The following is a 20,059-nucleotide window of genomic DNA, read 5'->3' on the forward strand; positions in this document are numbered from 1 at the left end:
CCGCACTGGCCTGCTTGAATAACCAATTCCGGGAAAATTCAGGTAACCAGTGGCGACCCGCCCGCGAGGCTGGCCTCCAGCAAACCGGCCAGCTTCGCGAGCGCCGCGTCGATGCGCAGCGCGTCGATTCCGCCATAGCCGAACAGCAGCCCCGGGCGCACCGGCACGCCCACGTGGAACGCCGAGATTCCGTACAGACCGATGTCCTGCGCCCGCGCCGCGCGGACCAGCGCCGCTTCGTCGAGCCCCGGCTTCAGGTGCGCGGCCAGGTGGATGCCGGCGGTCGGCACGATTGCGTCGAACCACGGCGCGAGTTCGCCGCGCAGGTGGGCGATCAGCATCTTGCGACGCGCGTCGTAGTGCTTCTGCACGCGTTTCAGGTGCCGCGCGAAATCGCCTTCGAGCATGAAGCGCGCGAGCGCCGCCTGCGTCAGCGTGCACGTGTGCCAGTCGACGATCTGCTTGGCCTTGGCGAGCGCGCCGCGCAGCGCGCGCGGCGGAATCGCGTAGCCGATCCTCAACTCGGGGAAAATCGTCTTCGAGAACGTGCCGACGTACGCGACGAGGCCCGTGCGGTCGAGGCTCTTCAGCGATTCGACCGGCCGCCCTTCGAAACGGAATTCGCCGTCGTAGTCGTCCTCGATGATCACCGCGCGACGGTGCTGCGCCCATTCGAGCAGCGCGACGCGGCGATCGAGCGTCATCGGCATGCCGAGCGGGAACTGGTGCGACGGCGTCACGTAGACGAGCCGCGCGTCGTCCGGCAGCCGCTCCGTGACGAGGCCGTGCGCGTCGACCGGCACGCCGATCACCGTCGCGCCGAGCGACGCGAACGCGGCGCGCGCCGGCGGATAGCCGGGATCCTCGACCGCGACGACGTCGCCCGGCCGCACGACGACGCGCGCGAGCAGGTCGAGCGCCTGTTGCGCGCCTTGCGTGACGAGCACGTCGTCCCAACTGCAGGCGACCGCGCGGCTGAATGCGACGTAGCGCGCGATCGCGCCGCGCAACTGCGGGTCGCCGGCCGGGTCGTGATACTGGCCGGGGCCGCGTGCCTGCCGACGCAGCGCGTGATGCAGGCAGCGCCGCCATGCGTCGAACGGGAACAGCGTCTTGTCGGTCACGCCGCCGCGAAAGTCGAAGCCGGGCGCGTCCTGCGGCGCGGGCATCGCGAGCGCATCGGGCAGGTCGTTCCACAGCGCGCGCGCATCGACCGCGTCGACGCGCGGCGTCTCGTCGACGATCGACGGCGCCGACGTCGCCGCGGCGTGCGGCACGCGCGCCAGGCCGTCGGCGACGAACGTGCCGTCGCCGGCGCGTGTCGTCAGGTAGCCCTCGGCGACGAGGCGCTCGAAGGCGTCGAGCGTCGTCTTGCGCGACACGCCGAGCTGTTTCGCGAGGTCGCGCGTCGACGGCAGCCGCGCGCCGCCTTCGAGACGCCCGTCGACGATCGCGGTGCGCAGTTGCCGGAAGATTTGCCCCGTCAGGTCGTGACGGCCTTCGATGCGGATCGCGATGTCCATCGCAGTGGTTACCTCGATTCGAGTCGTTTCGCGTGAATCAGCATACCGGAAGTCGCCCGCGTCAGCCGCGGGTCGACGGTAGGCGAGCGGCTTCGCGCGAGAGCGGCCGGGCCACGCATTCCCGCGGCGGGAACCGGCCGTCCCGGCAAGCCGGCTCGTCGTCCGATTGGACCGCCGCGTGCCGCTGCCGTACGATCCACGACAACCTCATCCCGGAGCGACCTCATGCTGTCCGAAGACGAACTGGCGCTGCTCGACGCGATCCGCGCCACCGGCAGCCTGTCGCGTGCCGCCGCGCGGCTCGGCAAGGCGCCGTCGACGGTGTCGCATGCTGCGCGCCAGCTCGAAACGCGGTTCGACGCATTGCTGTTCGACCGGCGCGGCTACCGGCTGCAACTCACGCCGGCCGGACAATTGCTGGCCGACGAGGCGGCGCGGCTGGCGCTCGACGTCGCACGGCTGACGCAACGCGTGCGACAGGTCGCGAGCGGCTGGGAGGACCGGCTGTGGATCGTCAGCGACGAAGTGCTGGAGTTCGATACGCTGCTGCCGGTCGTTCGCGCATTCGATGCGCTCGATTCCGGCGTGTCGCTGCGTTTCACGCACGAGGTGCTCGGCGGGACCTGGGAGGCATTGCGCGACGGCCGCGCGGATCTGGTCGTCGGTGCGACCAACGAGCCGCCGGCGATTCCGGGCCTCAAGTGGTTCGAACTCGGTGCGATGGAATGGGTGTTCGCGGTGTCGCCGCGCCATCCGCTGGCGTCCGCGAGCGCGGTGCTGACGCGCGATGCGATCGGCGCGCACCGCGCGGTCGTCGTCGCCGACTCGTCGCGGCGCGCGGCCGGCCGCGCGTACGGCCTGCTCGGCGGGCAGGCGATGCTGGCGGTGCCGTCGATGCGTGCGAAGATCCTCGCGCAGCGCGATGCGCTCGGCGTCGGCTGGGTGCCGCGCCGGCGCGTGACGTCGTTGCTCGCGCGCGGCGAACTGGTCGAGAAGCAGACGGCCGATCCGCGCGAGCCGAATCTGCTGTACGTCGCGTGGCACGGCGATCGCGACGGTCGCGCGCTGCAATGGTGGCTGGAGCGACTGCGCGAGCCGCGACTCGCGCGGCGATTGCTCGACGGGATCGACGTGGTCGGTTGAGCGCGCTCGCTTCAACATGTTCGACGTTTTCGAACATGTTCGCCGCGCCGGTCGTACGGCAACGCCGCGCGTCGCGCGCATCCTGTGCTCACGGTCAACTCACCGGTTCACAGGAGAACATCATGCAACGCTTCGAAGGAAAGACGGTCCTCGTCACGGGCGGCAACAGCGGCATCGGCCTGGCGGCCGCCCGCGCATTTGCGGCCGAAGGCGCGCGAGTCATCATCACCGGGCGCGACGCCGACACGCTGGAAGCCGCCCGTCGAACGCTCGGCGAAGAGGCGCGGGCGATTCGCAACGAAGCCGGCAGCGTCGCGTCGGCCCGCGCGCTGGCCGACGCGATCGCCGCCGCCGGCGTGCGGCTCGACGCGGTATTCGTCAACGCGGGCGTCGCGAAACTCGCGCCGTTCGCCGACAGCGACGAAGCGATGTGGGACCTCGTCTTCAACACCAACGTGAAGGGCGCGTATTTCCAGATCCAGTCGCTCGTGCCGCTGCTGAACCGCGGCGCATCGATCGTGATCAACGGCTCGATCAACGCGCACATCGGGATGCCGGGTTCGTCGGTGTACGCGGCAAGCAAGGCGGCCGTCAATTCGTTCGCGAAGACGTTGTCGACGGAACTGCTGCCGCATGGCGTGCGCGTGAACGTGGTCAGCCCGGGGCCGGTGCAGACACCGTTGTACGGCAAGCTCGGGCTCGATGCGGCGACGCTCGACGAGACGGCCGACAAGATCAAGGGCCTCGTGCCGGTCGGCCGGTTCGGCACGCCGGACGAAATCGCGTCGACGGTGCTGCACCTGAGCGCGCCGGAATCCGCGTTCATCGTCGGCGCGGAAATCATCGCGTCGGGCGGGATGGGCTTGCTCTGAGGGGCGAGGCGGACGGGGACCGCAACCGGCCGATACGGTGCCGGGCGAGCGGCCCCCGTCACATGCGCTAGCGGGATGCACACGCGCCGCGCGCGGCGTCGCCGGTTTCCAGTTGCGTCACCGTCAACCCCGCGAACGTCGCGCGGCCTTGCTCGGCGAACACGGCCACGCGATCCGCATCGAGCGGCGGAAAGATCAGGTCCGTCAGCGCTACGCGGCCGCCGTTCGCGAAGACTTCGACCGACCCGCGATCGACGACGATCTCGAGCCGCAGTTGCCCGTGTTCGAGCGGCAGATCGACGATGTGCTCGCGGCTGAACGTGCCGACGAAATTCGCTTCGCCGGATTGCGAGCGGTCGAGCGTCAGCGTGCGCTTCGCAGTGTCGTACACGATCCGGGTGCCGATCGAGCCGTCGCCCGAGCGCCGGACGATCAGCCCCGCGCGCGCGGCACGCTGCGGCGAGATCGTCACGGTGATGCGCTGGACGACGCCGCGCGTGGCGGCCGACAGCACCCGGGTAGCGGAGTCGACCGTGACGTCGCCTTCATGCACGGCGGGCCGGCCGTCGGCCCATGCGTCGAAGGCGGCGGCGGGTGCGACGACGAGTCTCGGCTCGCCGTCGATCGTCTTCAGCGACAGTTCGCGCGGCAGCGTGGTCGCGCCGCGCCATGGGGCGGTCGGCGCCTTTGCCGCGTAATCCCAGTTGCTCATCCATGCGATCGCGACCGGCCGGGCGCCGGGCGCGCCGGAGAACGTGCCGGCCGCATAGAAATCGGCGCCGTGATCGACCCAGCGGAATTGCGCGGGATCCGAGCCGCTCGGCGCGACGCGGTTGGGCACGAACGTGCGGCCGTCGAAGTCGCCGACGAAATACATCGCGCCGGAGCCGCCGGCGATCGACCACGGATTCACGTTGACGATCATCACCCACTTGATGCGGCGGGGATCGCCGTCGAGCGGCAGCGGGACGAGATCGGGCATTTCCCACAGCGCGCCCGCATGCGGCACGTCCGGCAGCGTGAAATCGCTCAGGAACGACCAGTGGATCAGGTCGTCCGAACGATAGAGCTTCACGACCTGCGCATCGGCGACGACCGTCGTCATCAACCAGTAGCCGCCCGGCGCATACCACGACACTTTCGGGTCGCGAAATTGCTTCGATTCCGGATCGAGCGTCAGCACCGGGTTGTGCGCGTACGGCTGCCACGTCGTGCCCCGATCGAGGCTGTACGCGAGCGACTGGGCCTGTATGCCGGGTGCGTGACCCGAGCCGGGCTTGTAGACGCTCGTATAGAGCGCGACGAGCGGCGTGTGGCCCGGTTTGCCGAGGCCGGACGTGTTCAGGGTATCGGCGACGATCGAGCCGGAGAAGATTTCCTCGGTGGCGTTCGCGCGCATCGCGACCGGCTGCTCGCGCCAGTGGACGAGATCGGTGCTGATCGCGTGGCCCCACGACATGTTGCCCCAGTCGTTGCCGAGCGGGTTGTACTGATAGAACAGGTGATAGCGGCCGTTCTCGTAGACGAGCCCGTTCGGGTCGTTCATCCAGTTGCGCTGCGGCGTGTAGTGGAGGGCGGGCCGCCATTGCGGCGTGCCGTTTTCGGCCGGCGTGTGGCATGGCGCGGCGGCGGCCTGCGTGCAGGCCATGCAGACGAGCAGCAGCCGGACGAGGCGGACGGAACAGCGAAAAGACGTCGATTTCATGCGGGGCCAGGCGCTTCGTCGGACGAAGCGGGAAAGGAGGGCGCAGGCCGGCTGCAACGGCGGCATGCGCGATGGTCGAAAGAAAAGTCGAAATAAAAAAGAGGAGGCGCACACGCGACACGCGCGATACGCGCCTCCTGAACCTCGTGCCTTCAGAGACGATCGTTATCGTTGGTTGTCCTGATTGCCGCCGCCGTTACGGACGGGTGCCCGGGCCGCCGTCGTGGCCGGCGCCCGTCGCCGGCAGGTTCGCGGGGATGTCGCCGTAGCCGCCGAGACCGCCGCGTCCGTACGTGCGGTCGACCGCCGTCGACGTGCCGTTGATGTTGACCTTCACCGTCGGCGCGAGCGTGCCGCCGCGGCGCGGGCCGATCGCATCGATGAACGACTCGACGAGCCCGCCCGGCATCACGTAGTGCGAATACGACTGGAATTCGCGCGGGTTCTGGTTCGGGTCCTGCGAATACGGTGCGCCGGCCGGCGCGGAGAAGTCGGTCGGGTTGCCCAGCACGAGGCCGCTGCCGCCGTTCAGCGGCAGGAAGTCGCTGCGGATGCCGTTGCCGACGAATCCGTACACGCCGTCCGGGCCGTCGACGCCGGCCGCCATCGTCGTGCGGTGGCTGATCGTGAACAGGTAGTACTTGCCGTCCTTCAGATAGATCTGCGGACGCTCGGTCTGGTCGTCGACGCAGTTCGCCGACAGGATCGGCGGCAGGAACTTCCACTGGGTCAGTTGCGGATTCGTCGCGACCGCAAGGCCGACGTTGGCCTTTTGATACACTGCGCCCGAATTCATCACCGCGTTGAGATCTTCCCGGTTCGGATCGTTCGGCGCATAGCCGAGATCGGCCTCGGTGCAGGTGCGTGCGCCGCGCGGGCCGCCGGTATTGCCTTCGAACACCATGTAGGTCTTGCCCGGATGGGCGGGATCGGTGAACACGAACGGATCGCGGAACGAGAAGTAGGTGTTCTGCTGGCCGGTCTGGTAGTAGTTGCCGTCCGGTTCAAGCAGCGCCCTGTGATCGTCGAAGCCGGTGAACCACACGTGCTTGTCGTCGGCGTGGATGTGGCCGTCGGCGCGCGTGATGATCGCCTGCGGCGGCGTGATGTCTGCGCCGCCGGGGGCCGAGCGGTTGAACGACGTCGCGGTGTAGTAGAGGCTGACGTTGTCGCCGTTGGTGAGGCGCGCGGAGCCCGACCATTCGGCGTTGTTGGTCATTGGTGCGGTGCCGAACACCTTGACGCTCGCACCGTCCGGGAACAGGTGGCCGCCCCAGGTCCAGCCGCCGTTCGCCGGGCGTTGCGACGCGGGGATGCCGGCGCGGCGATAGAAGAAGCCGATGCGGGCGTGGACGTGACGGTCGTCGAACGTGTAGCCGGCGTGCGGATCGGCGGTGAGCGAGAAGATCACCTCCCAGCCCTTGTAGCTGAGCTGGTTCGCGCGCAGGTCGGCCAGCGGCCACGTGTCCCATACCCACACGTTCGAGTTGATCAGCGGGAAATCCTGCGGGATGTCCGGCATCGTCAGCGCTTGCGGCAGCGAATTCCTGTCGGCGCCGGCGGTGTGCGATTGCGCGACGATCTGGCGGATGTCCGCCCGCGTCCAGCGCATCGTGAAATTGCCTTCGGGATCGTAGGCCTGCTGCGTATGGGGCGTGGGCATCGGCGCGCCCGTGCCGCCGGACTGCGCGTGCGCGACGGACGCGAAGGCGGCGAGTGCGCCGCCAGCGAGCAGCAAACGTTTGGCCGCGGTCGGGCGGAAAAGGGGAAAGTATGTCATCTCGTCGTCGTTTCCTGGATAGTTGAAAGTGAACGGCTGAGTGGGCATCGATGTCCAAACCGGTTTGGATGCTATTTCAAACCGGTTTGGAACGCAAAAGATATTTATTTGACGGTAATCATTACCCAATGGAAATAATTACCCGGTCGGCGCGTCCGAGTGTTCGGGCGGCCGGGCGGATCGGCGACTGCGAGGGATGACGGTGACGGGGAAGGTGAATCTGAAGGCGCTGTCGGACGCGCTCGGGCTGTCGCGGACGACGGTCAGCCGTGCGTTGAACGGCTACGACGATGTCAGCGAGGCGACGCGCGAGCGCGTGGCGAAAGCCGCGCGGGAAATGGGCTACGTGGCCGATCCGACCGCGCGCCGGCTCGCGACCGGGCGGGCCGACATGATCGGGATCGTCTACCCGTTCGGCGCCGGCGATCTCGGCGATCCGCGCTTTGGCGAAGTCGTCGCGGGCATCACCGAGCGGCTCGCCGAGCGCAATCTCGATTTCATCATCGCGTCGGCGCGACCGAACGCGGAACTGGACACCTATCGGCGCATCGTCGACGGCAAGCTCGTCGACGGGCTGATCGTCGCGCGCACGCTGGCGGACGACCCGCGTATCGCGTACCTGCGGGCGAGCGCGTTTCCGTACGTCGCGTACGGCCGCACGCAGGCGGCCGGCCCGTATGCGTGGTTCGACTTCGACAACGAGGCGGGCGCGCGCGACGCGGTGCGCCGGCTGATCGGCTTCGGGCATCGGCGCATCGCGATGATCAGCGCGCCGCTGACGCTGAATTTCGCCGCGCAGCGGCGCGCCGGTTATCTGTCGGCATTGCGCGAAGCCGGTATCGACACGCAGCCGGCGCTGCTCGTCGAGTGCCCGTTTACGCACGACGGCGGGCTGCAGGCGGCGCGGGCGTTGCTCGCGCACACCGAGCCGCCGACCGCGCTGCTGGTCGACAACAACATCGCGGGCGGCGGCGCGTTTCGCGCGCTGGTCGACAGCGGATTGCGCCTGGGCGCGGACATGTCGCTGATCGTCTATGACGGCGTGCCGCCGGATATCGCGCATCCGTACCGTGTCACGGCGGTCATGCAGCCGACCGGGCATGCATCGGGACGCACGCTGGCGGAACTGATGCTGCGGCTGCTGGACGACGGCGTGTGCGATCAGCGGCTCGAAGCGCCGGCAATCGAGGCGGGCGATACGGACGGTCCGTTGCGCGGGTAGCCGGCGGTGGCCGGCGCACGGCAGGGCGGCGGGACGGCGGCAGGCGGCGATGGCGATGCCGGACTGCGCGCCCCGTCGAAAAGCCATGACGATGGCAGGGGCGAATACGCGTTCTTCTAGACGACCGGTCTAATCCGGGGATATCATCCGTCCTCGTGAATGCGGCGACGTTCCTGGCAGGTTCATGCAGCGGGACGCCGTCGTTTTATTTCGGCCGCTTCTAGACGACTGGTCTAATAGGCGTATATCGCATGCGGACGAATGGATCGCACGTTGCCGCCCGCTGGGTGACTAACCGACAGGCGCGCCGTGCCGACGCGCGGCCCCGTTCCCCGTTCATTTTCGAAGGAGTGTCCGATCATGAAGATTCTGGTTGTCCTGACCTCGCACGATGCGCTGGGCGACACCGGCAAGAAAACCGGCTTCTGGCTCGAGGAACTGGCCGCGCCGTACTACACGTTCAAGGATGCGGGCATCGAGCTGACGCTCGCGTCGCCGAAGGGCGGCCAGCCGCCGCTCGACCCGAAGAGCAGCGATCCGACCGCCCAGACCGACGCGACGCGCCGCTTCGACGCCGATGCGGCGGCCAAGGCCGAACTCGCGTCGACGCGCAAGCTGGCCGAGGTGTCGGCGGACGACTACGACGCCGTGTTCTACCCGGGCGGCCACGGCCCGCTGTGGGATCTCGCCGAGGATCTGCATTCGATCGGCCTGATCGAGCGCATGCTCGCGGCCGGCAAGCCGGTCGCGGCGGTCTGCCACGCACCGGGCGTACTGCGTCACGTGAAGAACCCGCAGACCGGCGAGTCGGTCGTGCGCGGCAAGCGCGCGACGGGTTTCACCAACAGCGAGGAAGCGGCCGTCGAGCTGACCGAAGTCGTGCCGTTCCTCGTCGAGGACATGTTGAAGACCAACGGCGCGGCATTCGAGCGCAGCGCCGACTGGGCGCCGCATGTCGTCACCGACGGGCTGCTGATCACCGGGCAGAACCCCGCGTCGTCGGCGCCCGCGGCCGAGGCGCTGCTCGCGAAGCTCGGCCACCGCTAAGCGCATGGCGCCGGCCGGGCCGGCGCCGTTTCCTTGCCGTCGTCGGGCGCAGCCGGTCCGCCGACGGCCCGCATCGTCGCGCCGTGCGCTCCGCACCGCGCATCCCATCCGTTTCGTAGAACCCAGCAAAGGAGTCGTGGATGTCTGCCCTGTTCGAACCGTTCAAACTCAAGGATGTCACGCTGCGCAACCGCATCGCGGTGCCGCCGATGTGCCAGTACGTCGCCGAGGACGGCGTCGTCAACGACTGGCATCACGTGCATCTGGCCGGCATCGCGCGCGGCGGCGCGGGCCTCGTGATCGCGGAGGCGACGGCCGTGTCGCCGGAAGGGCGCATCACGCCGGGCTGCGCGGGGTTGTGGAACGACGCGCAGGCCGACGCGTTCGCGCCGTCGGTCGCGGCGATCAAGGCGGCCGGCGCGGTGCCCGGCATCCAGATCGCGCATGCAGGCCGCAAGGCGAGCGCGAACCGTCCGTGGGAAGGCGACGACCATATCGCCGACGGCGATCCGCGCGGCTGGCAGACCATCGCGCCGTCGGCGGTGCCGTTCGGTGCGCACCTGCCGAAGGTGCCGCGTGAAATGACGCACGACGACATCGCCCGCGTGCAGGCCGACTTCGTCGCCGCGGCGCGGCGTGCGCGCGACCTCGGTTTCGAATGGCTCGAATTGCACTTCGCGCACGGCTATCTCGGCCAGAGCTTCTTCTCGGTGCATTCGAACCAGCGCACCGACGAATACGGCGGTTCGGCCGAAAACCGCGGCCGCTTTCTCGTCGACACGCTCGCGGCCGTTCGCAAGGTGTGGCCCGAGCATCTGCCGCTGACCGCGCGCCTGGGCGTGATCGAATACGACGGCCGCGACGAAGAGACGCTCGCCGAGTCGATCGCGCTCACGCAGCGGATGAAGCGGGAAGGGCTCGACATGTTGAGCGTGTCGATCGGCTTCTCGACGCCTGCCGCGCAGATTCCATGGGGCCCCGCGTTTCTCGCGCCGATCGCCGAGCGCGTGCGTCGCGAGGCCGGGCTGCCGGTGTCGTCCGCGTGGGGAATCGACACGCCGCAACTGGCGAACCGCGTGATCGAGCAAGCGCAGCTCGATCTCGTGATGGTCGGCCGCGCGCACCTGGCCGACCCGCACTGGCCGTACTACGCGGCCAAGCAGCTCGGCGTCGAACGTCCGTCGTGGACGCTGCCCGCGCCGTACGCGCACTGGCTCGAGCGCTACCGGATCGCCGACAAGGCCGCCTGAACGGGGCGCGTCGACGTCGCGCGGGCCGCCGATCCGGCGCCGATGGATAGAATGGCGGTTCGTCCAGGCCGGTTGCCTGGGCGAGCCGCCATTTTTTCATTTCGACAGAGGTGCCATGGGCGCACATGTCCCGTCGTCTCACGATTCCGCCGCGCGGCCGCGCGCGCAGCAGATCGCCCGCGTCGCGCTGTATGCGGCGCTGCTGGTGCTCGCGCTGTGGGTGATCCGCGACTTCATCCCCGCCATCGCATGGGCCTGCGTGATCGCGATCGCGATGTGGCCGCTGCTGAAACGCTTCGAATCGCACCGGCTGTTCCGCGATCGGCCGACGTTGATCGCGACCGTCATCACGGCGGCGATTTCGCTGCTCGTCGTGCTGCCGGTGGCCGTCGCGACGGCCCAGGCGATCGCGCAGGCGCACGACCTGCGCGAGTGGCTGCGCACGGTCCAGGACAACGGCATTCCGCTGCCTGACGTGGTCGGCCGCTTGCCGTACGGCGCCGCGCAGATCACCGAATGGTGGCAGGCCAATCTCGGCCATCCGCTGCATGCGGCCACCGCGATGCATGGCGTCAACGGCGAGAAATTCCTCGCGTTCGGCCGGCAATTCGGCACGAAGCTCGCGCATGTGCTGCTCGAATTCGGTTTCATGCTCGTCACGCTGTTCGTGATCCTGCGCGCCGGCCACAAGCTGTCGGGCGCGCTGCTGCAGGGCGCGCGGCGCGCGTTCGGGCGCAACGGCGCGGAACTGATCGAGCGCATGGTCGCGGCCGTGTACGGCACGGTGACCGGGCTCGTCGTCGTCGGGCTCGGCGAGGGGGCGTTGCTCGGCGTCGCCTACGCATTCGCCGGCGTGCCGCACGCCGCGCTGCTCGGGCTCGTCACGGCGGTCGCCGCGATGCTGCCGTTCTGCGCGCCGGTCGTGTTCTGCGGCGCGGCGCTCTGGCTGTTCGTGCAGGGGGCGACCATGTGGGCCGTCGTGGTGGCGGCGCTCGGGTTCGTCGTCGTGTTCGTCGCCGAGCATTTCGTGCGGCCGGTGCTGATCGGCGGGTCGACGCGGCTACCGTTCCTGCTCGTGCTGTTCGGCATCCTCGGCGGCGCCGAGACGTTCGGCCTGATCGGGCTGTTCGTCGGGCCTGCGCTGATGACGGTGCTGACGATGCTGTGGACCGAATGGATCGCCTGATCGCGCATGCCGCTGCACGGGTCGATGCGCCGGTGCAGCGGCGCGGATGCGCGCGCACCGGCGCATCGTCTGCGACGATCGATGACGATTCGGCCGTCGCCGCGAAGACGCGCAAATGCAGAGATCCGGATAAAGATCTCTACATTTCTTTTCGATCCGGACCCAAAGGTCGAGTAGCATGGGGCTTTCGATCACGCCGGTACGGCGCAGCAGATTTCCCGAGCATGCGATTGATTTCGATGTCCCGTCCCGCAGCGACGCTGTCCCTGGCCGCCAGCTGCCTGATGTTGCATGGCTGTGCGTGGTTCGACTCGTGGCTGCCGTTCTCGTATTCGCGCACGCCGCTTGCGCGGGCCGCGTCACGGCACGGCGCGACGCGCGCCGACGTCGTCCGCGCCGCCGGCAACCCGCGCAGCGTCTGGATGGTCCGCAACGGCAGCGGCGTCTGCTACAACTACTTCATCGAGCACGGCAACGATCACCGGCCGTACTTCGTCGTGTTCGACAAGGCCGGCGTCGTCACGCAGTACGGCTTCGATACCTGCATGGACGCCGATCGCAAGGGCGCGCTTCAGGCGGGCAAGAGCGCGTCGCGATAGAGCGGCGGCCGCGCGCCGCGCGAGTGCGTGATGCTGCCGTCACGCTATCGTGTCGACCACGCCGCCGTCGACGCGCAACGCCGCGCCGGTCGTCGCCGACGCCTGCGGCGAGCAGACGTACACGACCAGGTTCGCGACTTCCTCCGTCGTCGCCGGTCGCCGGATGATCGAGCTCGCGCGCTCGCTGCGCACGAATTCCACTGCGACGTCGTCGATGCTGCGGCCCGTTTCGTCGGCCTGCGCCTTCAGCATTGCGCGCACGCCTTCCGACATCGTCGGCCCCGGCAGCACCGAATTGACGGTCACGCGGGTCCCGGCCGCAAGCTTCGCCAGGCCGCGAGCGATCGACAACTGCGCGGTTTTCGTGAACCCGTAATGAATCATGTCGACGGGGATGTTCAGGCCCGATTCCGACGAAATGAACACGATGCGCCCGGCATTGCGTTCGATCATGCCTTTCAGGTAATGCCGCGCGAGCCGCACGCCGGACATCACGTTGATCTGGAAATAATGTTCCCATTCGGCGTCGTCGATGTCGAAGAATGCCTTCAGGCCGTAGATGCCCGCATTGTTGACGAGAATGTCGGCATCCGGCGTGTGCTGCGTGACGCGCGCGACGCCGGCCGCGTCGGACAGGTCGGCGGCGACGCCGTCGAAGCGTGCGCCGGGCACGGCGTCGCGCAGTTTCTCGAGCGCGGACTGCACCGACGCATCGCTGCGGCCGTTGACGACGACGTGCGCGCCGGCGCGCGCGAGCCCTTCGGCGATCGCGAGCCCGATGCCGGCGGTGGAAGCGGTGACGACCGCGGTCTTGCCTTTCAGATCGATCTGCATGAGCGTGACGGGGGAAGAGTGAACGGGAACCGCCGCGCGTGCCGCGGCGGACGGAATTCAAAGCTTAGGCAAATTCCGGTCGATCGGCCATGTCGCGAGCGTGTCCGCGGCGTCGATGCGAAGCCGATCCTCTCGGCTCGAGCGCCCGAGCAGGCGGCATGCCTGCAAGCGAGGGCGGGGGCTGTTATCGCGTCAGCGCGACATGCTCCGCATCTTGTGTCGAAGCTTCGGCGGGGCAGGATTGTGCCGCGATCGGTTTCGCGCGTGCAATCGCGCCGAACGTCGAAGCCGGCGGGGCGGTTGCGCGGCGCTGCACAGTCTTGTACGGTGAGCGTTCGTCGTCCGACCCGGGAGCCCGCCGCGTGAGCCGCATTGCCAACCGATCCGTCGTACCGTCGCCGTTCTGGCGCGATACCGCGCTGCCGTTCATCGAGGCGCGCACCGTCGACGACGGGCGCGCGATCTGCTACGCGAAGCACACGCACGACACGTTTTCGGTGGGCGCGATCGTCGGCGGCACGAGCACGTACGTGAACGGTGCGACGAACGCACACGTCGGGCGCGGCGTGCTCGTGATCATCGATCCGGAGCAGGTGCACGCATGCAACCCGTACGGCCCCGACGCGTGGGCGTACCGGATGGTCTATGTCGACGTGCCGTGGCTCGCGCGCCTGCAGCACGCGCTGGGCCGCGATCCGAATCGCGATTTTCACGGATTTTCGCCGAAGTTGACCGAGCGCGGCGATCTGTTCGCGCAATTTGGCGGCTTCTACCGCACGCTCGTGTCGCCCGGCATCGACGCGCTCGGCAAGGAGAGCGCGGCGGTCGAATTCTTCACGGCGCTGCACGGCGCGCTCGATCGCGAACTGCCCGATTCGCGGCCGGGCGACGACAACGCGAAGCTCGCGCGCGCGGCCGACTACATCGCCGCCCATTGCCGCGAGGCCGTCACGCTCGATGCGATCTGCGCGGCGGCCGACCTGTCGCCGTCGTACCTGATCCGCGCGTTCAATGCGCGTTACGGGATGACGCCGCACGCGTTCCTGATCGATCGGCGCGTGCAGTACGGCCGCACCGAACTGCGCCGCGGCCGGCCGATCGCCGAAGTCGCGCTCGACGCCGGCTTTGCGGACCAGGCGCATTTCCAGCGCGCATTCCGGCGGATCGCGGCCGCGACGCCCGGGCAGTACCGCAGCGCCATGCGCTGAACGCAGCCGCGGCCAGCTCGCTACACGTCGAGTAGAAACAGCGCACTGCCCGCGAGCAGCAACGCCATCAGCCGGTTGAACACGCGCATGCGTCGCGCGTTCGCGAGCCGGTGCCGCAGCGACGCGCCCGCATAGCCCCAGCATGCGATCGATGCGAAGCAGATCACCAGATACAGCGCGGCGAATTGCCAGATCTGCGCGCGATCGCCGTCGGCCGCGTACGCACCCATCGCGGCCACGCACGCGAGCCATGCCTTCGGATTGAGCCACTGCATCGCCGCGCCCGCCGCGGCCGACGGGCCGGCTACGTCCGGCTCGGCCGACAGTCGGCCGTCGTCGAGCGCGAGCCGCAGCGCCATGTACAGCAGGAACGCGATCCCCGACCACTGCGTGGCCGTCGTCAGCATCGGCCAGCGCGCGAGCGCCGCGTGCAGGCCGAGGCCGATCAGCAGGAACAGCGCGACGAAGCCGAGCGTTGCGCCGGCCGCGTAGCGCAGGCTCGCGCCGAGACCGTGGCGTGCGCCCGCGCTGAGCGCGACGATGTTGACGGGACCGGGGGTGATCGACGAGGCGAGCGCGAACGCGGCCATCGAAACCAGCATGCTCATAGGGTGTCTCCATGCGACATGTCGAAAGTCGCATCGAGACTACGGGCGCCGCGTCGGCCCGTATTGAAGAAAACTGCCCTCGGCGGCGCGCGGCCGCCGTCAGTGCAACGCGCGTGGCGCGTGCGCCGGCCGCGCGCCGCGCGGATCGGCCGAATCGGCGGCACCGGCGGGATCGGCCGGGCCGACGGCGTCGGCCGGACGCGGCGGCCCGCCCGACCAGGGCTGCGTCGACACCGAGAAGCCGAACGTGTTGACGCCGCCCGAGCACGAGACGAACACGCCGCCACCATGCATCTCGGCCACGGCCTTGACGATCGACAGCCCGAGCCCGTGGTTTTCCTTGCTGTTCGCGCGCGCTTCCTCGAGCCGGTAGAAGCGCTCGAACACGTGCGAGCGCCGCACCGGGTCGATCGGCTCGCCGGGGTTCGACACGGCCATCTCGACGAGCGTGTCGCGGCGCGTGATCGTCACGTTCAGCGTCGCGCCCGGCGCCGAATGCTGGATCGCGTTGATCAGCAGGTTCGTCATCGCGCGGCGGAACAGCGACGGATCGACGGCCGCACGCGCGTCGCCGTGCAATTCGGCGCGCAACTGCGCCTCGTCGAGCGGGATTTCGAGGAAGTCGAGCATGCGCCGCACCTCGTCGGCGAGCGATACGTCCTTCAGGTCGGTCGCGCGTTCGCCGCGGTCGCTGCGCGACAGGAACAGCATGTCGTTGATGATCACGCGCAGCCGCTCGAATTCCTCGAGGTTCGACTGCAGCGTCTGGCGCATCCGCTCGACCGAGCGGTCGCGGCTCGTCAGCGCAACCTGGGTCTGGCCGATCAGGATGCTGATCGGCGTACGCAATTCGTGCGCGACGTCCGCGTTGAACGCTTCGAGCCGTGCGTAGGTTTGCTGGATCCGTTCGAGCGCGCCGTTGAACGACGTCGCGAGATCGCGCAGCTCGGTCGGCAGCGCGTCGGTGTGCAGCCGCTGGCGGCGGTTCGTCGCGCTCACGCTTGCCGCGTCCTGCGACAGCCGGTCGAGCGGCGCGAGCCCGAAGCGCGCGACCGCGCGACTCAACAGCAGCGTGACGACGGTGGCCGTTGCGATCAGCGCGGCCAGCGTCCACGCGAAACGGCGCAGCATCCGCTGGGTGCGCTCGCACGACGACGCGACGATCAGCTTCACGTCCGGACGCTCGCCGCTGCCCGCGATCGCGATGGTCTTCGTCATCACGTTGTAGCTGCTGTTGTTGAGCGCGTACTGTTGGAACGCGCCGAACGGTTTGCCGTCGGGCACGCCGTCGACCGGATGGCCGAAGCGGAAATCGGCGTCGGGGCTGTCGACCTGATAGCGCGTCGATCCGTCGGGCGGTTCGAGGTCGGCGAGTTTTTCCTGCATCAGGCGGCCGCGCGCGGCTGTTGTCGCATGCGACACGATCATCTGCGCGACCTTCGCGCGCGTGTCGATCGTCGCACGCAGCTCGGCGAGCAGTTGGCGCTCCATCATCACGAACAGCCCGCAGCCGACCAGCGTGAACACGAGTAGCGACACGATGCCGAACATCGCCGACAGGCGCAGGGCGATCGAGCGTTTCATGCGTGCTTCTCCGTGTCGCCTTCCTCGCGCGCCTCGAGCACGTAGCCCATGCCGCGGATCGTGTGCAGCAGCTTGTCCGCGAACGGGCCGTCGAGTTTCGCGCGCAGGCGCTTGATCGCCGTCTCGACGACGTTCGCGTTGCTGTCGAAGTTCACGTCCCACACGAGTTCGGCGATGGTCGTTTTCGACAGCACCTCGCCGCTGCGCCGCGCGAGCACGCCGAGCAACTGGAATTCCTGAGCGGTCAGATCGAGCCGCGCGCCGTCGCGGGTCGCGCGGCGGCCGATCAGGTCGACGCGCAGGTCGCCGATCGAGATCAGCGTCGATTCCTGCACGCGCGCGCGGCGCGTGAGCGCCCGCAGCCGTTCGATCAGTTCGAGGAACGAGAAGGGCTTGGTCAGGTAGTCGTCGGCGCCGCCGCGCAAGCCTCGCACGCGGTCGTCGACGCGATCGCGCGCGGTCAGCATGATCACGGGCGTCTGCTTCTGCGCGCGCAACGCACGCAGCACGCCGAAGCCGTCGAGCTTCGGTAGCATCACGTCGAGCACGACCACGTCGTAATCGAATTCGACGGCCTTCCACGCGCCGTCCTCGCCGTCGAGCGCGGTGTCGACGACCCAGCCTTCCTCGGTCAGGCCGCTCTTCAGGTATTCGACGACTTTCGGTTCGTCTTCGACGATCAGTACTTTCATGTTCGTTGTCCGCGTAACCGGGTTAAGGGCGGGTCAAGGGCCGACGCCCGCGCTGCGCTGCGGGGCCGCCGACGCGACGTCGGACGGCGCGGGGGCGTTCGCCGCACCGCCGTCCCAGCCGCCGCCGAGCGCCTTCGCGAGAAACACGACGAGCGCCGCGCGCTGACCCTGGATCTGCACGGCCTGGCGCTCGCTCGTCAGCAACTGCTGCTGGGCCGTCAGCACGTCGATGAACGGCGTCAGGCCGCCCGCGTAACGGTCCTGCGCGAGCGAGACGAGCTTGCGCGCGTCGTCGACGGCCGCGGAAGCCTGCTGCGCCGCCTGCGCCAGCACCGACAGGCCGGTCACCGCATTTTGCACCTCCTGGAACGCGGTGAGCACGGTCTGCCGGTAGCTGGCCTGCGCGGCCACGTAGCCGGCCTGCGCGAAATCGACGCCGGCCTTCAGCTTGCCGCCTTCGAACAGCGGCTGACTGAGCGACCCGCCGACCGACCACAGCAGCGCCGGCACGGTGAACAGGCCCGCGAAGCGCGTCGCGTCCCAGCCGATGTCCGGCGACAGCGCGATGCGCGGGAAATACGCGGCGCGCGCGACGCCGATCTGCGCATTCGCGGCGGCCATCGCGCGCTCGGCCGACGCGACGTCGGGGCGCCGCTGCAGCAGGTCGCTCGGCATGCCGGTCGGCAGCGCCGGCGCGTTGATCGGCACCACGCGCGGCGGCAGCGAGAAGGCGGGGGCCGGCGTGCCGACCAGCGTCGCGATCGCGGTTTCGACCTGCGCGCGCTGCTGGATCAGCAGCTGTGCCTGCGTGCGCGTCGCGTCGAGCTGCGCGCGCTGCTGCAACAGATCGAGGCCCGACACCGCGCCGAGGTCGTGGCGCGCGCTCACGTAGTCGAGCGCCTTCTGCTGCAGCTCGATCGAGCGCTTGACCACGTCGATCTCGGTGTCGAGTTCGCGCAACGCGAAATAGCTCGACGCGAGATCGGCGCTCAGCACGAGGCGCGCGTTCGCGAAATCGTCGCGCGCCTGCTCGGAGCTGGCCTGCGCGGCTTCGACGCCGCGTCGCACGCGGCCGAACAGGTCGAGTTCGTAGCTGACCGCCGCGCCGACCTGGATCTCGTTCTGCACGGTCGACATGCTCTTCGTCGCGTAGTTGGTCTGCGGCCGGTCGGCGGAGATCTTGAAGCGCTGGCCGCTCGCGTTCAGGCCGACGGCCGGATATTGCGCGGACGCCACCGATGCGAGCGTCGCCTTCGCCTGGTCGTAGCGCGCGGCCACCGCCTTCAGGTTCTGGTTGTTGCGCAGCGCGTCGGTTTCCAGCGCGTCGAGCTGTGCGTCGCCGAACGCGGTCCACCAGGCCGGATCGAGCGGCGCGCGGGCCGGCGCGGCCGGATGCCAGTACGCGTCGGCCGGGTCGAGCCGCCACGCGGCCGGCGTGTCGACGGCCGGGCGCCGGTAATCCGGGCCGACCGTGCAGCCGGCGAGGGCGGCCGCCGCGATGATCGCGACGGCGCCGATCGCGGCCGGGCACAGGCGCGTGCGCATCGCGCTCACGACTTCGCTCCGGCGACCGCGGATGCCGGCTTCGCGGCCGGCGCCGCCTGCACGACGACCGTGTCGCCGTTCGCGAGCGCGTCGCTCGGGTTTTCGACGAGGCGGTCGCTCGGCGTCAGCGGGCCGTCGACTTCGAGCGTCTGCCCGATCGTGCGCGCGATGGTCACGGCTTTCAGATGCACATGGCCGTTCGCATCGACGGTCGCGACCGTCGGGCCTTCGGCGCGGAACAGCAGCGTATTGGCCGGCACCTGCAGGCGGCCGACCGGCGTCATCGGCAGCGTCGCCTGCACGTACGCGCCGGGCAGCAGCCGCCCGTCCGGGTTCGGCAGCGTGATCTCGATCTGCAGCGAACGCGTCGCGACGTCGATCGCCTCGGACGTGCGCGTGATCGTGCCGTCGAACGTCCGCCCGGGCAGCTCGGCCTGCGCGACGCTCACGTGCTGGCCGACCTTCACCTGCTGCGCATACGCCTGCGGCACCTGCACGTACAGCCGCAGCCGGTCGGCCTGCACGACCGAAAACAGCGAGCGGCCCGCGTTGCCGGAATTGACGAGATCGCCGACGTCGACGTTGCGCTGCGTGACGATCCCGTCGATCGGCGCGACGATCCGCTGGAAGCCCTTCAGCTCGGTGAGGCGGCGCATGTTCGCATCGGCCGCGGCGAGGTTCGCGGCGCCCTGGTTGAACGCGCCTTGCCGGTCGTCGAGCTCCTGTTGCGACACGGCATCGCGCTGGCGCAACTGCTGCGCGCGGTCGAACGACGTCTTCGCGAGCGCGAGCGCGGCTTGCGCCTGCTGGCGCTGCGCGGTGGCTTGCGCCAGTTCCTGGTTCAGTTCCGGCGTGTCGAGTTCGGCGAGCGTTTGCCCTTGCTTCACGTGCGCGCCGATGTCGGCATGCCAGCGCAGCACGTAGCCGCTCGCGCGCGCATAGATCGGCGCCTCGACGAAGCCGCGCAGCGTGCCGGGCAGCGTCAGCTTGCCGCCGGTGGCCGCGTCGACCGGATGCGCGACGCTCACGTACTGGCGCGTGTTCTGCGCGGCGACCGCGTCGAGCCGGTTGCGGTTCAGCCCGTTGACGATGAGCGTACGCGCGGCGCCGGCGGCCAGCAGCACGCCGATCACGATCGCGACGAGGCGCGCGCGTCGCGACACCGACGCGCGCGCCGGCAGGTGCATGCCGTGTTCGTCCACCTGAATGCCGACGGCGCTGTGATGTTTCTCTTCCATGAATTCAACCAATTCAACCGGGT

Annotated in this window: 17 protein-coding genes; 8 read left to right on the forward strand and 9 right to left on the reverse strand. The window is 69.2% G+C overall.

What is annotated here, in order from left to right; genetic code table 11:
* Window positions 1-38 precede the first annotated feature (38 nt).
* Complete coding sequence (pdxR, locus tag WS54_RS05820; RefSeq protein WP_059783637.1) at window positions 39-1,523, reverse strand: MocR-like pyridoxine biosynthesis transcription factor PdxR; 1,485 nt, start codon at window positions 1,521-1,523, stop codon at window positions 39-41.
* Between the two features lie 225 nt (window positions 1,524-1,748).
* Between pdxR and WS54_RS05825 the strand changes: the two genes are divergently transcribed.
* Complete coding sequence (locus tag WS54_RS05825) at window positions 1,749-2,666, forward strand: LysR family transcriptional regulator (protein ID WP_034204925.1); 918 nt, start codon at window positions 1,749-1,751, stop codon at window positions 2,664-2,666.
* Between the two features lie 122 nt (window positions 2,667-2,788).
* On the forward strand, window positions 2,789-3,538 hold the full coding sequence (locus tag WS54_RS05830; protein WP_059785033.1) for an SDR family oxidoreductase: 750 nt from the start codon (window positions 2,789-2,791) through the stop codon (window positions 3,536-3,538).
* 67 nt (window positions 3,539-3,605) lie between these two features.
* Here the strand turns inward: WS54_RS05830 and WS54_RS05835 are convergent, their stop codons facing one another.
* On the reverse strand, window positions 3,606-5,243 hold the full coding sequence (locus tag WS54_RS05835) for a glycoside hydrolase family 32 protein (RefSeq protein WP_059783634.1): 1,638 nt from the start codon (window positions 5,241-5,243) through the stop codon (window positions 3,606-3,608).
* Window positions 5,244-5,439: 196 nt separating this feature from the next.
* A complete protein-coding gene (locus WS54_RS05840; protein WP_059783632.1) occupies window positions 5,440-7,023 on the reverse strand; it encodes a glycoside hydrolase family 68 protein in 1,584 nt (527 codons plus the stop codon).
* Between the two features lie 196 nt (window positions 7,024-7,219).
* Between WS54_RS05840 and WS54_RS05845 the strand changes: the two genes are divergently transcribed.
* From WS54_RS05845 to WS54_RS05865, 5 genes are all read left to right on the forward strand, one after another.
* Window positions 7,220-8,245 (forward strand): substrate-binding domain-containing protein, encoded by a 1,026-nt coding sequence (locus WS54_RS05845; protein ID WP_059783630.1) that lies wholly within the window; start codon window positions 7,220-7,222, stop codon window positions 8,243-8,245.
* A gap of 360 nt (window positions 8,246-8,605) precedes the next feature.
* The gene (locus WS54_RS05850; protein ID WP_059783628.1) at window positions 8,606-9,292 is read left to right on the forward strand and encodes a type 1 glutamine amidotransferase domain-containing protein; all 687 of its coding nucleotides are present in this window, start codon (window positions 8,606-8,608) and stop codon (window positions 9,290-9,292) included.
* 140 nt (window positions 9,293-9,432) lie between these two features.
* Complete coding sequence (locus WS54_RS05855) at window positions 9,433-10,542, forward strand: NADH:flavin oxidoreductase/NADH oxidase (protein WP_034204919.1); 1,110 nt, start codon at window positions 9,433-9,435, stop codon at window positions 10,540-10,542.
* A gap of 115 nt (window positions 10,543-10,657) precedes the next feature.
* Window positions 10,658-11,728: an AI-2E family transporter gene (locus tag WS54_RS05860; RefSeq protein WP_059783626.1), complete on the forward strand. Its 1,071-nt coding sequence runs from the start codon at window positions 10,658-10,660 to the stop codon at window positions 11,726-11,728.
* 224 nt (window positions 11,729-11,952) lie between these two features.
* The gene (locus WS54_RS05865; protein WP_034204917.1) at window positions 11,953-12,327 is read left to right on the forward strand and encodes a hypothetical protein; all 375 of its coding nucleotides are present in this window, start codon (window positions 11,953-11,955) and stop codon (window positions 12,325-12,327) included.
* A gap of 39 nt (window positions 12,328-12,366) precedes the next feature.
* Here WS54_RS05865 and WS54_RS05870 read toward each other — a convergent pair whose 3' ends face one another.
* Entirely contained in the window at window positions 12,367-13,161 is a 795-nt protein-coding gene (locus WS54_RS05870) for an SDR family NAD(P)-dependent oxidoreductase (protein WP_059783623.1), read from the reverse strand.
* Between the two features lie 362 nt (window positions 13,162-13,523).
* Between WS54_RS05870 and WS54_RS05880 the strand changes: the two genes are divergently transcribed.
* Complete coding sequence (locus tag WS54_RS05880) at window positions 13,524-14,369, forward strand: AraC family transcriptional regulator (protein WP_059783620.1); 846 nt, start codon at window positions 13,524-13,526, stop codon at window positions 14,367-14,369.
* 20 nt (window positions 14,370-14,389) lie between these two features.
* On the opposite strand, the gene WS54_RS05885 is transcribed toward WS54_RS05880, so the two are convergent.
* From WS54_RS05885 to WS54_RS05905, 5 genes are all read right to left on the reverse strand, one after another.
* Window positions 14,390-14,977: a LysE family translocator gene (locus WS54_RS05885; protein ID WP_034204914.1), complete on the reverse strand. Its 588-nt coding sequence runs from the start codon at window positions 14,975-14,977 to the stop codon at window positions 14,390-14,392.
* Between the two features lie 99 nt (window positions 14,978-15,076).
* The gene (locus tag WS54_RS05890; RefSeq protein ID WP_059783617.1) at window positions 15,077-16,561 is read right to left on the reverse strand and encodes a heavy metal sensor histidine kinase; all 1,485 of its coding nucleotides are present in this window, start codon (window positions 16,559-16,561) and stop codon (window positions 15,077-15,079) included.
* Window positions 16,558-17,253, reverse strand: a complete 696-nt coding sequence (locus WS54_RS05895; RefSeq protein ID WP_034204912.1) for a heavy metal response regulator transcription factor — start codon at window positions 17,251-17,253, stop codon at window positions 16,558-16,560. The genes WS54_RS05890 and WS54_RS05895 overlap by 4 nt, the downstream gene beginning before the upstream one ends.
* A gap of 33 nt (window positions 17,254-17,286) precedes the next feature.
* Complete coding sequence (locus tag WS54_RS05900) at window positions 17,287-18,798, reverse strand: efflux transporter outer membrane subunit (protein WP_059785031.1); 1,512 nt, start codon at window positions 18,796-18,798, stop codon at window positions 17,287-17,289.
* Between the two features lie 5 nt (window positions 18,799-18,803).
* Window positions 18,804-20,036 (reverse strand): efflux RND transporter periplasmic adaptor subunit, encoded by a 1,233-nt coding sequence (locus WS54_RS05905; RefSeq protein WP_059783615.1) that lies wholly within the window; start codon window positions 20,034-20,036, stop codon window positions 18,804-18,806.
* Window positions 20,037-20,059 lie beyond the last annotated feature (23 nt).

Origin of the sequence: Burkholderia sp. NRF60-BP8, from assembly GCF_001522585.2 — a bacterium.
Taxonomy (GTDB): Bacteria; Pseudomonadota; Gammaproteobacteria; order Burkholderiales; family Burkholderiaceae; genus Burkholderia.